The sequence below is a fragment of the Lysinibacillus sp. NPDC093197 genome, from assembly GCF_044754025.1.
Classification (GTDB): Bacteria; Bacillota; Bacilli; order Bacillales_A; family Planococcaceae; genus Lysinibacillus.
Map to the genome: position 1 here is coordinate 99,759 of NZ_JBIVOH010000011.1, position 14,844 is coordinate 114,602.

Annotated in this window: 13 protein-coding genes and 1 rRNA gene; 3 read left to right on the forward strand and 11 right to left on the reverse strand. The window is 38.8% G+C overall.

The features are described 5' to 3' along the window. Positions 1–82 precede the first annotated feature (82 nt). Positions 83–781, reverse strand: a complete 699-nt coding sequence (locus tag ACIP9G_RS21350; RefSeq protein WP_401022097.1) for a glycosyltransferase family 2 protein — start codon at positions 779–781, stop codon at positions 83–85. A gap of 153 nt (positions 782–934) precedes the next feature. Between ACIP9G_RS21350 and ACIP9G_RS21355 the strand changes: the two genes are divergently transcribed. Beyond that, positions 935–2,872 carry an SEL1-like repeat protein gene (locus ACIP9G_RS21355; RefSeq protein ID WP_401022099.1) on the forward strand — a complete coding sequence of 646 codons (1,938 nt, stop codon included), beginning with the start codon at positions 935–937 and terminating at the stop codon, positions 2,870–2,872. A 151-nt stretch (positions 2,873–3,023) separates the two neighbouring features. Here the strand turns inward: ACIP9G_RS21355 and ACIP9G_RS21360 are convergent, their stop codons facing one another. The 6 genes from ACIP9G_RS21360 to ACIP9G_RS21385 form a co-directional block, all read right to left on the reverse strand. Beyond that, the gene (locus ACIP9G_RS21360; RefSeq protein ID WP_401022102.1) at positions 3,024–3,428 is read right to left on the reverse strand and encodes a hypothetical protein; all 405 of its coding nucleotides are present in this window, start codon (positions 3,426–3,428) and stop codon (positions 3,024–3,026) included. Positions 3,429–3,500: 72 nt separating this feature from the next. Next, positions 3,501–4,871 (reverse strand): HAMP domain-containing sensor histidine kinase, encoded by a 1,371-nt coding sequence (locus ACIP9G_RS21365; RefSeq protein ID WP_401022104.1) that lies wholly within the window; start codon positions 4,869–4,871, stop codon positions 3,501–3,503. Next, the gene (locus tag ACIP9G_RS21370) at positions 4,868–5,542 is read right to left on the reverse strand and encodes a response regulator transcription factor (RefSeq protein ID WP_401022106.1); all 675 of its coding nucleotides are present in this window, start codon (positions 5,540–5,542) and stop codon (positions 4,868–4,870) included. The genes ACIP9G_RS21365 and ACIP9G_RS21370 overlap by 4 nt, the downstream gene beginning before the upstream one ends. A 378-nt stretch (positions 5,543–5,920) precedes the next feature. Beyond that, positions 5,921–7,018 carry a DUF1648 domain-containing protein gene (locus tag ACIP9G_RS21375; RefSeq protein WP_401022107.1) on the reverse strand — a complete coding sequence of 366 codons (1,098 nt, stop codon included), beginning with the start codon at positions 7,016–7,018 and terminating at the stop codon, positions 5,921–5,923. Between the two features lies 1 nt (position 7,019). Then, positions 7,020–7,415 (reverse strand): GntR family transcriptional regulator, encoded by a 396-nt coding sequence (locus tag ACIP9G_RS21380; protein ID WP_401022109.1) that lies wholly within the window; start codon positions 7,413–7,415, stop codon positions 7,020–7,022. Positions 7,416–7,510: 95 nt separating this feature from the next. Then, on the reverse strand, positions 7,511–8,398 hold the full coding sequence (locus tag ACIP9G_RS21385) for a LysR family transcriptional regulator (protein ID WP_401022112.1): 888 nt from the start codon (positions 8,396–8,398) through the stop codon (positions 7,511–7,513). A 123-nt stretch (positions 8,399–8,521) separates the two neighbouring features. Between ACIP9G_RS21385 and ACIP9G_RS21390 the strand changes: the two genes are divergently transcribed. Further along, entirely contained in the window at positions 8,522–9,187 is a 666-nt protein-coding gene (locus tag ACIP9G_RS21390; RefSeq protein ID WP_401022114.1) for an O-methyltransferase, read from the forward strand. A gap of 47 nt (positions 9,188–9,234) precedes the next feature. Here the strand turns inward: ACIP9G_RS21390 and ACIP9G_RS21395 are convergent, their stop codons facing one another. The 3 genes from ACIP9G_RS21395 to aceA form a co-directional block, all read right to left on the reverse strand. Next, positions 9,235–10,404, reverse strand: a complete 1,170-nt coding sequence (locus ACIP9G_RS21395; protein WP_401022117.1) for a pyridoxal-phosphate-dependent aminotransferase family protein — start codon at positions 10,402–10,404, stop codon at positions 9,235–9,237. Positions 10,405–10,679: 275 nt separating this feature from the next. Next, positions 10,680–12,278 carry a malate synthase A gene (gene aceB, locus ACIP9G_RS21400; protein ID WP_401022120.1) on the reverse strand — a complete coding sequence of 533 codons (1,599 nt, stop codon included), beginning with the start codon at positions 12,276–12,278 and terminating at the stop codon, positions 10,680–10,682. Between the two features lie 98 nt (positions 12,279–12,376). Continuing rightward, positions 12,377–13,660, reverse strand: coding sequence for an isocitrate lyase (gene aceA / locus ACIP9G_RS21405; protein ID WP_340821414.1), 1,284 nt, complete (start codon positions 13,658–13,660; stop codon positions 12,377–12,379). A gap of 214 nt (positions 13,661–13,874) precedes the next feature. Between aceA and ACIP9G_RS21410 the strand changes: the two genes are divergently transcribed. Next, on the forward strand, positions 13,875–14,546 hold the full coding sequence (locus ACIP9G_RS21410; RefSeq protein WP_401022123.1) for a LytTR family DNA-binding domain-containing protein: 672 nt from the start codon (positions 13,875–13,877) through the stop codon (positions 14,544–14,546). 204 nt (positions 14,547–14,750) lie between these two features. On the opposite strand, the gene rrf is transcribed toward ACIP9G_RS21410, so the two are convergent. Continuing rightward, positions 14,751–14,844, reverse strand: a 5S ribosomal RNA gene (rrf, locus tag ACIP9G_RS21415); the annotation flags it as partial.

A 14,844-nucleotide genomic window follows, 5' to 3' on the forward strand; every position in this document is an offset into this window, starting at 1 on the left:
TATACTCGCTGCGTCAAGTTGAGTAATTATTATTCTTATCCTAGCACAAAATATTAGAAATACACGTATTGCATTACGCTTACTACGGTTTCAAATATTTTATAAGCATCTTAGCCATTACTGTACCTGTATTTGTTAATTCATCATATTGAATAATTGAATTCTTTTTTAAGCGTAGCTGACCAATTTCTACTTCGAAAATTGGACATTTTCTTTTTAGGGCCGCGACAAGCATATTTGTATCGTATTCAAAACGATCACCTTGTACCTCTATAAGCCATGGTAATTCTTTGATTTCTATGTAACGCAAGCCTGTTTGTGTATCCATTAGCTTTTTATGAAATAGTAATTCAAACAGTAAACTAGTTGCTCGGTTCCCCCAATACGAAAAGAACGTACTATCGGAGGAATGGAAATTGCGGATTCCTAAGACAATGCCTTCTGAAAACACTTTTGTCATAGTCAATACTAATTTGATATCCTCTAACGTATGCTGTCCGTGTGCCCCTACTGTTAGAACACCCTGAAAACCCGCTCGTTTAGACCGAATATAGGAGAAAGCTGTTTTTAACGCTCCACCCTTTCCAATATTCTGTTCGTGTTGGAGAACTTTACATCTATCTATTTTCTTTAACTCTTCAAAAATATTTTCATATTTTTTATCGCTACCATCATTAACAATAACAACTTGAGAAATTGAGGTGGCTAATAATTGATGTACAAATGTTATAAATGATTGTTGCGGATTATATGTTGGAATAATTGCTGCAATTTTTTTCATCCATCAATCCCTCCAAAGACTATAAACTAACTCTTAAATCAAATAGTATCATACTGAAGACAATTCAACTGAGGAATTCAATGGAAAATGATCAATAACACTAATAATTTCCCGATATATGAAAAAAAGACTATTACCGTTAGTTAAGAAGAGGTGATTACAATCGTCATACAATACGATATCCTTCACGAACAATGTGAAAAATTACATATTTTATCGTTCACACATATAGCACAAAGCTTACAGGATGCTAGTAACCACGCTATTACACAGCCATCAATTTCTTTACAAAAGTCACGCCTCGTCCTTGAGGAGATAGTCTATGACTTTTACAAGCTGGAAATGCAAGCGAAACCTAAACAAAAAAATATCCGAACACTATTAAATAATCGTACCTTTATCTCAAACATTCATCCACGTCGTATTTATTTACTAATGGAACTTGTATTTAAAATGACAAGTACTAGCAACAATGACATCGTTGAAGCGAAAGCAGCTAAAATTGTCCTCGATTATGTTAGTGATATCGTTGAATGGTTTATTCACCGTTATGATCGTAGTCTAAGAGCATCTATTTCGACTCGAAAATTCCCTAAATTTGAACATTTATTGCCTCCACTTGATACGAAGATGCTCGATCAGTACTCAGCTAAAGACTATGAACATGCTGCTAGTTGGTTTGAAATTTCCGCAAAAAAGGGCAATGCAAGTGCACAATACAATTTAGGATTCCTTTATAACCACGGTCGAGGTGTTCAAAAAGATTATGTTACAGCCAAGATGTGGTATGAGAAAGCAGCCGCACAACATGATGCTAATGCACTTTATAGTCTAGGGGTGCTTTATCATTTAGGACAAGGTGTTGAGCAAGATTATCAAGAGGCCGCCCATTATTATAAGTCTGCGGCGGATTTAGGAAATGCCGACGCACAGTATAATCTTGGCGTACTTTACAATCAAGGGCTAGGCCTTGCTATTGATTTTGAAGAGGCAGCAAAATGGTATATTTCAGCAGCCAACCAAGGCAATACAAGTGCACAAAATAATCTTGGCTTTCTCTATCATAATGGAACTGGTGTACAACAAAGCTTTGAGGAGGCAATAGCTTATTTTGAAATGGCAGCACTTGCAGGAGATGCAAGTGCACAGTATAACCTTGGCTATATGTATCTTAAAGGCCGTGGCATCTCACAAAATGTTGAGGAAGCTGCGAGATGGTTCCACCTAGCTGCCCTTCAAGACCATACGAATGCAGAGTTTCAATTGGCCTTACTATACAATACAGGACAGGGCATACAGCTAGATCACATTGAAGCAATAAAGTGGTTTAAACTTGCGGCTCATAAAGGGCATACCAATGCCCAATATTGTCTCGGCCTACTTTACCAAAAAGAAAAAGATAGTACGCGTGCGGAAAGATGGTTTCAGCTTGCCGCTGACAATGGACATATTAGTGCTGGCTATGAGCTAGGCCTTCTTTTCGTCTATCAGCTTCAACAGCCTGACAAAGCATTACAGTATTTTATACTTGCCGCTGAAAAAGGCTATGCTGATGCTCAATTCGAACTTGGGTTGTTATATGCTAACGGTGTTGGTGTTCCATTGAATTATGCCAAAGCAGTTCAATGGTGGAGAGCTGCAACAGACCAATCTCATATTCAAGCTGAATATCAATTGGGATTATTATATGAACAAGGATTGGGCGTCTCCCAAGACTTAGATGAGGCTAGACGTTGCTATAGACTTGCTGCTATTCAAGGGCATTCAGGCGCACAATATCAACTTGGCAATTTATTTGATAAGGGTAAAGGAGTGAAGCAAGATTTCACGGAAGCAGCTAGATGGATTGAACAAGCAGCTTCTAAAGGACATGCTAAAGCTCAATACCAGTTAGCTCAAATGCATAGCAATGGACAAGGTGTCCCTAAAGATTTTGCGAGGGCTGCCCAACTTTACCGACTTGCTGCAAATCAGGGTCACCAAAAAGCTCAGTTTCAGCTTGGCATGCTTTATAAGAAAGGACAGGGTGTAGCTCAAGATTATAACGAGGCAACACGTTGGCTTAAAAAATCACTAGAGCATTTAAATTGATAGATGCTTAGGCGACTACTAACTCTAGTTTAAATGCAATGGCAAGCCCGCTTCTCGAACGAAATCAACGGTTACTTAAAAAAATAAGCAAACTCAATTTTTTTGAATTTGCCTACCCACTGACCGCGTCTCATACTGGCGCGGTTTTATATTAATTTTTCATTCCATCTTTTTGATTTACCATGAATGTCACAATAATAAATAATGCAAAACTAATTAACAAAGTGGTACCACCTACAATAAAGAAAATTAAAGTAAATGTATGACCAAAGTTAAAAGGATTAATATTGTAGAACCACATACCAAGTGTTAAGCCAAAAACTCCAATAATCGCTGTCCAGCCATGTAATGCTACTAATTTTTGCGATTTCACTTTAAATGCACGGTAAAAAATGCCCCATGCAAACATACTTAACCAGCCAACGAGTAAAACGTGCGCGTGAATTGGTCGAAATTCATAACTACCTGACCCTGACATATGCGATCCTAAGTACGTACCCACTAAAGCAAAAATCGCTGCGAGTCGAATAAGACGTAAACTCCATTTTTGTTCCATACGATAACTCCTCCAAGTTTCAACTTACATAGAAGTTTATCGATTGAACATGAACTTTACATGAACTCTATATTACAATTTTGGTAGGTGTATACAAACGCTTGTCCCTACTTTAATTGCACTTTTCATTTGCACTTCCCCACCGTGCAATTCAACAATTTGTTTTACAATGGCAAGGCCGAGACCTGTCCCCTGTTTCGTTCTTGACTCATCAGCTCGATAAAAACGGTCATATACCTTTTGCAATTGCTCCTCATTCATTCCAATACCGCTATCCTCTATTAACACTTCTACAAAAGTAGATTGCTCTTGAAGATGTATGTGAATTTCTCCCCCATTAACATTATATTTAATGGCGTTTGTTAATAAATTATCCCATACATTTTGTAGTAGCCCCGCATCACCTTTATACGTTACTGGCTCAATCTGATACGATAACTGCACATTAGCTTCCTCTAACTGCCAACGATATTTGCGCACAGTTTCCTTCAATTGTTCATCTAAATTGTACGGTTCTCTCTTTAGCATTCTAGTCGATTGATCGAGTGATGTCAGGAGTAACAGTTGCTTCGTCAATGTCGAAAGTCGCTTCGTTTCTAGCTCTATAATTGTCGCATATTCTTGTCGTTCTGGTTCAGAAAGCGTAGGGTTTTTCAGTAAATCTACATAGCCTTGAATATTCAATAAAGGCGATTGAAAGTCATGAGATACATTGCTTATAAATAGTTTACGAATTCTATCATTTTCCTGTAATTTTTCTGTCATCACATTAAAGCTATCTGCCAGTTGTCCAATTTCATCCGCTCGATCTATTTCAAGCAACGTATCAAACTTTTCATGAGCCAGTTGATGTGTTGCTTCTGTTAACTGTGTAATCGGTCTAATTAATGCCTTTGCAAATAGCAGCATAGCAAGTAAACTTAGCACAGCCATTCCAAGGATAAGACCTCCTAATAGCGTATGCGCCTCAGAGAACAACAATCGAATATCTGGTCTAATAAACAGTGCATACTGTTCGTTATTATACGTAAAGGGTACACCAATGGTATTAATGAGTTCATTTGCAAAAAAGCCTGTCATAAAGGTCTCTTTTGGGAAATCACGCATCCCATGATAGACTTCACCTTCTAAAACATGCTGGATTACATCTGCCGACAATGTTTTATCTCGGTATTCGCCACCAAAAAAGCGATGATCCTCTCCCGTTGTAACATAAATTTGATAACCAATCTCTCCAAGTGTTGTTAAATAGCTATCTAAATCCATTTGCTTCGCTGATTCGATATAATCGACAATATCCTCTGCAATTGCAACATTTTTAGCATCATTTTTTCCTTTAGTCACTTGATGATAATACGTATTCGTCATTAAAAACCCAATGCATAAACTGCCAATCATAATGAGCATCGTTGTGACAACAAACTTACTATATAACGTCTTCATGTCGCACTAACCTCAAGCTTATAACCGACGCCACGTACCGTTGTAATCTCAACATCTGTTTCGTAGCGATGCAAGCGCTCGCGAATCCGCTTCACATGTGTATTTAACGTTTGCTCGTCCCCTTCATAGTCGTAGCCCCATACTTGCTCCATAATAATGCTACGTGTAAAAACTTGATTTGGTCGAGAGGCAAGTAGCGCCAATAGCTCGAATTCCTTTAAAGGCAAAATAAGTGTTTCTCCACCAATCGTAACCTCAAAGCTACGTCGATCAATTTCGAGCTTACCAACCTGTATTGTTACCTGATTCTTTTTATCAAGCCTACGTAAAATCGCTGCAATGCGAAACAGCAACTCCTTTGGCTCGAACGGTTTAACGACATAGTCATCTGAACCCGCTAAAAAGCCACGCTCCTTATCTTCTAGCTCTCCTTTTGCCGTTAATAACAGCACCGGAATATCGTAATCCTTACTTAAAATTTCAGTTAGCGTAAAGCCATCCATTCCTGGCATCATAACATCAACAACAGCCAAATCGGGCATATTTCCATCAAGCAATTGCAAAGCTTGCTCGCCATTCTCTGCTTGCAATACTTGATAGCCCTCTCGCGTTAAATAAATATTGACTAACTGTAAAATATGAACGTCATCATCGACAACTAAAATTTTCATTTATCCTTGCCCCCATTCAATATATTGCACTAGGAGTTCAGTTCCTAACTTACGCTTTATGTAAAAAGGGCTGTCCTATAAGTCAGTCTAACAATAAAATATGACTTGTTACATAAAAAACCACTGCTAGCAGTGGAAATTGTTTGAGTGACTGGCACTTGCTATTGACTACTTTCTGTGCAAAAATCCACTTCGCTTTCCGCGGGCACAGCATAAGCCGCATCCCTCGCTACGCGCGGTTTGTTGCGGCTTATGCACTGTGTTGTTCCCACTGGGAGACTTCTTGGATTTTCACTTATATTTTCATAAAACCCACAGTTACCATTGGAAATTGTTTGAGTGACTGGCACTTATGCGCTTTTTGACAACCTCTTTATTTTATAATGAAAATATTGAAACCAACAGCAATATAAGTAATGGCAAGCCGATGACGATATAGCCTCTTGGGTTCGCAAAGTTCATTGTCCAACCTACACCAAAACGTTTCTCCACAAACACTGATGGATCCTGACGATTCATATAAATAAGACCGCCCTTCCAATAACGATCCTCATCAATATCCATTACCTCTGACACCACATTATCTTTATAATTCAATCGTAACTGTCGCTTTTTCCATGCATATACAAGCACTGAACCTAATATTAAAACTAGGAAAGCAATAAACAATGGTAATAGTTTTTTTCCTTCAGCCATCGAAGGATAAATATTACTTAACTGTAGTATTGTAAATAATCCCGTTAAACTATAGCTGACCAACGCTATATTCCAGCTCATAAATTTCCGTGTTTTTAATTCGCTTTCCAAAGACTCCTGCTGATGGTTGATAGACAATCGAATTGCAGAGCGCTTAAGTGAATCTGCAATACCCCACATCATACATTGCATCATTAACATGACTAGTGGTAGTGAAACCGCAGAAAAATACGTTTTTTCTTGCCACGCATCTGCCGCTCCGCTTGGTCCCCAATGTACCGCAACAGCATTTGGTATTTGTTCATAATGTAACAACGTAAACATAATGAGGAAAACAGTAACACCGATAGGCACCACATAAAATGGCCAAGGTAGTATTTCATCACGACTACGGGCTGTTAAATCGACAGCTCTCACTTGTTTTATATTTAAGCCCCATCGTTCACGCAGTTTCAGCTTCATCACTTTTTGATGATTCAACCAATATAACACCATACTGACCGCAAGCATCCCAAATAAACAGCTAAGTAAAAGAATGCCCTGAGCACTTTCAGCAGGAGCGAGCAACCAGTAAAACACAAACATGATTATTAAAATTATCGCTCCCAAAAGACCTACTATTTGCGCATAGCGCTTTTTCGCAATCGCTAATGCAGGATGCTTTACATTTTGCTCCGGTACGGTAACTCCAAATACGATTGTCTCACGTACAATATAAGGGACAAAAATTTGCATAGCTAATGTCATAATATACATTATTGTAAAAATACCTAGTAGCATGCTACACCCCTTCTACTGGCAGTTGCAAGTCAGCAAATACCTTTTTCATCATGTGCTCAATTTGATCAGCTGTTGCGCCGAGCACCATTCCTTCTGCCACAACAGGCTTTAAATTTTTTTCAATCTGTTGCAACTGTTCAGGCGTTAATGCACGATCCTCAGTTGATCGAATAATTGCACCTGATTTAGCGCGAATTGTAATGATTCCTTTTGCCTCAAGCTCATGGTAACTCTTATTAACCGTATGCATATTAACACCTAAATCAGCCGCTAAACTACGCACAGATGGCAACATATCACCTGGTCCCATGTCTCCCCTTGCAATACCCTCTATAATTTGCCGTGTAACCTGTTCATAGATAGGCACATCCGATAAGGGCTCTATTTGAATAAACATCTATATCAGCTCCATGTTTGTTATACAGTTAGTATAACAAAATTCAGGTTTTATGCATAGAAAAATTGAGGTATCTCGGAAGGACTTAAATTTTTCTATAAAGAATTTTTTATCGTATCAATAAACTTATTTACAAGTAAACTTTGCTTCTCATTTTTCCTTGTACAAATAGCAACTTTATGTTTACTATGTATCCCCTGTACATATACTCTTGCCAATTGCCCATTATGAACATACTCTTTAACCGCAAGTGATGAAATAAAAATTGCACCATATCCAGCCATAACCGATCGAATTGTTTCATTTATTCCACTAAATTGTAGTGCAATTTTCGGTGGATTTACTTGATGGGTTTCACATAGGGAAAAGAGGTGATCTCTCATGGAGCTTCCTTCCTCGCGCATTATAAAAGGTTCCTTCATCATATCCGCTATAGAAATCGTTTGATTTGCATATAAATGTTCGGGTGCAACAACAAACCACAGCTCGTCTTCAAAGAGCTCCTCCCATAATACTTCCTCAGGTCTCTCATATATTCCACCACCGTAAATAGCAATATCCGCTTTATAGTGTATAAGCTGCTCAAATGCTTCTTTCGTATTGGCCGTTGTAACAACTAAATTAATATCTTCATTTAAGCCTTTAAAAGTAGCTGCCCATTTTGGAATTAAAAAATTAGCAGGTAAATAAGTAGCAACAATATGAATAGACCCTGTCTTGGCTAGGCGAAAGTCTTCAATAAATGACTCAATGTGTTGCTCAAGAGAAATAAGATTTTGCGCCTTTTCCGCTAGCGCCTCACCAAATTCAGTCAATACGATGCCTCTGCCTTGCTGTTTAAATAATGGTACGCCTATTTCCTGCTCAAACCTTTTAATTTGGCTAGAAACTGCTGGCTGACTAATATGTAATATTTCAGCAGCCTTTGTAAAACTACCTGTTTTAGCTACTTGGTAAAATAATTTTAATGCGTGACTATTCATACCTTCTCCTCACTCATAACTTAAAGTTATGTATTAGTAATTATTATATATTTTTATTATAGTTCATTTTATCATACACTTTAGTTGCAGTTTAAATCACTTATGGAAACGAGGAATTATACTATGTTAACTAACAATGTTTGGCATGATGTGGATGAATATTTTATTGATAAGCTAATTCCATTTGATGAAACAATGGAGAATGTCCTACAAACAAATAAAAATGCTGGCATTCCTGAAATTGATGTATCACCCACACAAGGAAAATTACTTTACCTGCTAGCAAAAATAAAAGGTGCTCAAAATATTTTAGAAATTGGTACACTTGGTGGCTATAGCAGTATATGGCTTGCTCGTGCGCTCCCTGAATCAGGAAAGGTTTACACACTAGAGATTGAACCGACGTATGCAGAAGTGGCGAAGCAAAACATCCTAAAAGCAGGCTGTAGTAGCAAAGTCGAAGTGATTGTAGGAAATGCATTGCATTCATTGCCTACAATTAAAAATTCAGGCCCTTTATTCGACCTTATTTTCATTGATGCCGATAAACCGAATAATCCTCAATATTTAAAATGGGCTTTAGAATTAGCGAATAGTGGAGCACTTATCATTGCTGATAATGTAGTGCGAAACGGTGAAGTCATCGATGATAAAAGCGAAGATGAGCGTGTGCAAGGTGTGCGTCAATTTATGGATTTATTAGAACACGAACCACGTATCGAATCTACAGCCATTCAAACCGTTGGAATTAAAGGATATGACGGTTTCATCCTAGCAATTGTTAAATAACGAAAAAGGAGATGTCTCACGCATTTGTGAGACATCTCCCTCTACTATTACATAGTCACTACTGCTAATTCTTCATTCAAACGTGCAACCGCTTCTTTTACTGCTACTACGTGTCCTAATTCATTGAGTGATTCACCGATTAGTTTCACGGCTTGTTCAAGCATAGCAGGTGTTGTATTACCCATATGCCCAATACGGAATGCTTTACCTGCTAAATGTGCCAAAGAACCAGCGACAATTACGCCTTTTTCTGCAAGCTTTGCTCGGAACTTGGCATCCTCTACCCCATCAGGATAGAGCATACAACTTAAAGTTGGTGCTGCTACAGTCTCATCAGCAAGTGCTGCCATGCCATACGTAGATAATGCGAAACGCACAGCACGTCCATATGCTTTATGGCGCGCCTCACGCTTCGCAATCCCCTCATCTAAAACCATCTTCATAGCAACATCATAAGCATAAATTAAATTTACAGGTGGTGTTGCAAAATATTTCCCTGGATCATTCATGACTGGTATCCAGTTTTCAATATCGCAGTAGTATGCTGGTATCGTTCCAAGTGCTTCGCGAGCCTTTAAAGCAGATTGATTAAACGCAATGATTGCTAATCCTGGTGGAACGCCAATAGCCTTTTGTGAGCCAGTTAATACAACATCCAATTTATAGTCGGCGTGCCCATATGCTTTATTCATATTTTCATCCAATGCGGCTGTTGCAACAACTCCATCTAAAATTATAAGAGCCCCCGCTTGTTTAATAATTGGAACTAATGCATCTAAATCTGAAACAACACCTGTAGATGTATCTGCATGAGTAATAGTGACTGCTTTAAAATTACCCCCAGCTAATTTTGCCTTTACAGCAGCTAGTTCAACTTGTTTACCCCACTCTGCCTGTAGCACTTCTACTTGAATACCATAAGCAGTTGCTAAAGGTGTAAAACGATCCCCAAAATACCCATGACTAATGACAAGTATTTTTTCTCCCTTGCCCACTATATTGACAATCGCCATTTCCATTGCTAGCGTTCCTGAGCCTGCTAGTACAAACACCTCGCCATCCGTTTGGAGCAGTTCTTTTGTTTGGACTAATGCATTTTTATAAATCGCAACAAATCGTGGATCTGTATGCCCACGCGTCTCGCTCGCCAAAGCATCATATATCTCATCAACTACTGGTGTAGGACCTGGAATTAATAGCATTTCCTTATTGCCCATTTCTTTTCCCCCTCATAATGTTTTCCTGTGTATAGAAAAATGCCTTACAAGCCCCCCATCTAAGCTCGTAAGACATCTTGCACCCCATTTTTAAATCTCATTACTTACCATTAATATAAGTAGACCCCTTTTATTAAACAGTGCTCATTGTGTATAAGTAAAGAACAGGGGAACAGACCCCGCTCGTTACATTAGTGGAACTCATGAGCTGCATTCGAGTTCAGCCCACTGTATTTTAGAAAAGTAGGATATGTTCGTTAGTAGATTCCTATTAATTAACTTAATTTTTCATAGCCTGGAAGTGTCAAGAATTCCACGAACTCATCTTGTTCAATTAAAGATTTAAACAGTTCAGCAGCTTCATCATAGCGACCACTGTTATAAACCTGTTCCCCAACAGCCTCTTTAATTTTCACAAGCTCTTCTTCCAAAACTTCTAGCACGAATGCTAATGTAATACCTCTTCCATCATCTAAAATACCCTTTGGATGACGAATCCATTGCCATACTTGTGTACGGGAGATTTCTGCTGTTGCAGCATCCTCCATCAAGTTGTTAATCGGTGCAGCACCGTTGCCTCGTAACCAAGAAGCAATGTACTGAACCCCAACACTACAGTTAATTTGAAGACCTTCAAGTGTAATTGTACCTTCTGGCACAGCCACTAAATCTTCAGCCTTAACATTCACATCTTCGCGTTTTTTATGAATTTGATTTGGTGTCTCCATAATCGCATCAAACTGCTCCATAGCCGTTGCAACCATGCCAGGGTGTGCTACCCAAGTCCCGTCATGACCATCAGTTGCCTCACGACGTTTGTCTTCAGCAACCTTTGCAAATGCTACTGCATTCGCTTCGTCATCCCCTTTTACAGGAATTTGCGCCGCCATACCGCCCATCGCAGGTGCGTTACGTTTATGACATGTTTGAATACATAAAGACGTATAAGCCTTCATAAATGGAACTGTCATCGTTACTTGACCGCGATCAGGTAAAATCACATCTGGTTGATTGCGCAGGCGTTTAATATAGCTGAAAATGTAATCCCAACGGCCACAGTTCAGCCCTGCTGAATGGTCGCGAAGCTCATATAAAATTTCATCCATTTCAAAAGCAGCCAATATTGTTTCAATTAAAACTGTAGCTCTAATTGTACCTTGTGGAATACCGATGTAATCTTGTGCAAAGACAAAAACATCATTCCACAAACGAGCCTCTAAATGGCTTTCTAACTTTGGCAGGTAGAAGTATGGACCCGTACCTTTTGCTAGTGCATTTTTAGCATTGTGGTATAAATATAGAGCAAAATCAAAGAAACTACCTGATATAGGTTCCCCATCCACTAGTACATGCTTTTCAAGTAAATGAAGACCTCGTGGACGTACTAATAATACAGCTGTTTCATTGTTTAATTTATATGTTTTACCATTTGATGCTTGTGTAAATTCAATTGTCTTATTAATGGCATCACGCATATTGATTTGACCAGAAATCATGTTTTCCCATGTCGGAGCAGATGCATCTTCAAAACAAGCCATGAACATTTTCGCACCAGAGTTCAACGCATTAATAACCATTTTGCGGTCTACTGGTCCAGTAATTTCTACTCGTCGATCTTGTAAATCCGCTGGCAGTGGCGCAATCGTCCAATCTCCCTCACGAATATGCTTTGTATCTGGTAGGAAGTCGAGTTTCTCACCAGCATCAAGACGTTTTTGACGTTCTTGACGAGCCTCTAAAAGCTCTTTACGACGAGCATCGAACTTTTCATGCAAGGCAAGAACAAACTCAAGGGCTTCCGGTGTTAAAATTTCTTTTGTTTGCTCGTTTTGTTCCCCAACAATAGTAAGCTTACCTGTAGTTACCTGTTCCATTAGTAGTTCCCCACCTCTCGTGATTTAAGTTTCCCCCGCTTAGGAGGTGCGAGGGAAACTTATCTATGATTATGAATTTAGGAATTAACGTAATTGAATTAAACGAATTGTTCAGTTTCTGTAGATCCTGCCATTGCTGTTGTTGAAGAAGTACCACCTGAAATAACTTGTGACACATCATCGAAGTAACCTGTACCTACTTCACGTTGATGACGAGTAGCCGTATAGCCTTTAGATTCAGAAGCAAACTCAGCTTGTTGTAGTTTAGAGTATGCAGCCATTCCGTTATCTTTATAGTCATGAGCTAGCTCAAACATAGAGTGGTTTAATGCATGGAAGCCTGCTAGCGTTACGAATTGGAATTTGTATCCTAGTTTTCCAAGCTCGCGTTGGTATTCTGCGATTTCTTCTTCTGAAAGGTTTGCTTTCCAGTTAAATGAAGGTGAGCAGTTGTAAGCAAGCATTTTACCTGGGAATTCAGCATGAATCGCTGCTGCAAATTCGCGTGCTTCTTCAAGTGATGGCTTAGACGTTTCACACCAGATTAAATCTGCGTATGGTGCATATGCTAAACCGCGGGCAATTGCTTGTTTGATACCAGGTTTTGTACGGAAGAAGCCTTCAGGTGTACGTTCACCAGTTATAAATTCTGCATCACGTGGATCGATATCTGAAGTTACCATATCTGCTGCATCAGCGTCCGTACGTGCGATTAAAATTGTATCTACGCCCATTACATCTGTTGCTAGACGAGCTGCAATTAAGTTACGAACAGCATTTTGTGTAGGAAGTAATACTTTCCCACCTAAGTGCCCACATTTTTTCTCAGAAGCTAATTGGTCTTCTAAATGAACACCTGCAGCTCCCGCTTCAATCATACCTTTTACAAGTTCAAATACATTTAGAGGACCACCGAAACCAGCTTCAGCATCTGCAACGATAGGCGCAAACCAATCAAAGTCATCTACACGACCTTCAGCATGATCGATTTGATCAGCGCGTTGTAGTGCTTGATTAATACGTTTTACTACAGCCGGTACAGAGTTAGCTGGGTATAGTGATTGGTCAGGATACATTTGTCCCGAAAGGTTAGCATCGGCAGCTACTTGCCAGCCTGATAAGTAGATTGCTTGTAAACCTGCTTTTACTTGTTGAACCGCTTGATTACCAGTTAGTGCACCTAATGCATTAATGAATGGTTCTTCATGTAGGGATTTCCAAAGTCGCGTAGCACCTTTAGTTGCTAAAGTTTGCTCAATTACAACAGACCCCTGTAATTTAACTACTTCTTCAGCTGTATATGCGCGCTCAATACCAGCCCAACGCGGGTTTTCTGCCCATTGTTTTTCTAAAGCTTGGATTTTTTCTTGACGTGTTGACATATTGAAATTCCACCTTCCCCTTTGTATAAAATATACTCTGTTAAAAAACTTTTTAAAATCTGTTCCATAACAGGTTTATTTGTTGTAAATTAATATATAACAGTACATCTGAATTTTCATTATTTTTAGATAAAATGCCGAATTTTAATGATGAAACTACCTTTTTTAACGACAAAATTTGGTAAACTGTTTACAAACAAGGGGGATAATCACAATGAATAATGAATTAGATTCTTTACAAAAAGATATTTCACAACAATTTATTACGATGTTACAAGACTGGATTCCAACAAATTCGTCCATCGCCATTGCTGTTCAAAACTCTTATATCTATTTTCACTCTGGATCGCACAGTATTCATTTAGAAGCAGGGCGGCAAGTCGAGCCAGGCAGTATTGCAGAGCAAGTATTACAAACAAAAAAACGCACAGACGCAATCTTAGACAATACCTTATTTGGAACACCATATTACGGTATTGGCTATCCAATACATATACAGGACACGCTAGCTGCATTAGTAATTGTTTTACCTTCAACTTTTACAGCGCAGAAATTAGAACCTTATCAATTTTTAACTGGTAAACGGGACGAAGAATGGAACCCTGTTGCCATTGAGAAAATATCTTATATCGAAAGCCTGCAGAAAAAGACATGGTTCTATGTAGAAAAGGAACAGTTTAAAACAAGTATTACACTCAAAGAATTACAAATGCGCTTACCAGCATTTTTCATTCGCATTCATCGATCTTATATTGTTAATATTCATTTCATAAAAAAGATGGCGCGTGACCTCACTTCCAATTTTATCGTTACATTAAATGACGGGACAGAATTACCAGTCAGCCAATCCTATCTCAATAACTTGCGAAACGCCCTTGAATTTTAATAGACAAAATAAAAACAGCTGTATAAACAGCTGTTCCAGATTGTCAACGAGTGATACAAGACATTTACTACAATGAATCGCATTGTATTTTATTAAGACACTTCAAGTCTGTCGAATAGCCCCAATCTGATTTTGGCGGGGCTTATTCAGACAGACTGCTTTAAATACAAAAAAACCTGAGAATCTAATCTCAGGTTTTTATTTGCCTAGCGACGTCCTACTCTCACAGGGGGAAGCCCCCAACTACCATCGGCGCTAAAGAGCTTAACTTCCGTGTTCGGTATGGGAACGGGTGTGA

Excerpts from the sequence above, each read along its gene's own strand:
- ACIP9G_RS21380 (WP_401022109.1), bottom strand. The coding sequence starts at position 7,415 with ATGTTTATTCAAATAGAGCCCTTATCGGATGTGCCTATCTATGAACAG.
- ACIP9G_RS21410 (WP_401022123.1), top strand. The coding sequence starts at position 13,875 with ATGAATAATGAATTAGATTCTTTACAAAAAGATATTTCACAACAATTT.
- ACIP9G_RS21395 (WP_401022117.1), bottom strand. The coding sequence starts at position 10,404 with ATGGGCAATAAGGAAATGCTATTAATTCCAGGTCCTACACCAGTAGTT.
- aceA (WP_340821414.1), bottom strand. The coding sequence starts at position 13,660 with ATGTCAACACGTCAAGAAAAAATCCAAGCTTTAGAAAAACAATGGGCA.
- ACIP9G_RS21350 (WP_401022097.1), bottom strand. The coding sequence starts at position 781 with ATGAAAAAAATTGCAGCAATTATTCCAACATATAATCCGCAACAATCA.
- aceB (WP_401022120.1), bottom strand. The coding sequence starts at position 12,278 with ATGGAACAGGTAACTACAGGTAAGCTTACTATTGTTGGGGAACAAAAC.
- ACIP9G_RS21360 (WP_401022102.1), bottom strand. The coding sequence starts at position 3,428 with ATGGAACAAAAATGGAGTTTACGTCTTATTCGACTCGCAGCGATTTTT.
- ACIP9G_RS21365 (WP_401022104.1), bottom strand. The coding sequence starts at position 4,871 with ATGAAGACGTTATATAGTAAGTTTGTTGTCACAACGATGCTCATTATG.
- ACIP9G_RS21385 (WP_401022112.1), bottom strand. The coding sequence starts at position 8,398 with ATGAATAGTCACGCATTAAAATTATTTTACCAAGTAGCTAAAACAGGT.
- ACIP9G_RS21390 (WP_401022114.1), top strand. The coding sequence starts at position 8,522 with ATGTTAACTAACAATGTTTGGCATGATGTGGATGAATATTTTATTGAT.
- ACIP9G_RS21375 (WP_401022107.1), bottom strand. The coding sequence starts at position 7,018 with ATGCTACTAGGTATTTTTACAATAATGTATATTATGACATTAGCTATG.
- ACIP9G_RS21370 (WP_401022106.1), bottom strand. The coding sequence starts at position 5,542 with ATGAAAATTTTAGTTGTCGATGATGACGTTCATATTTTACAGTTAGTC.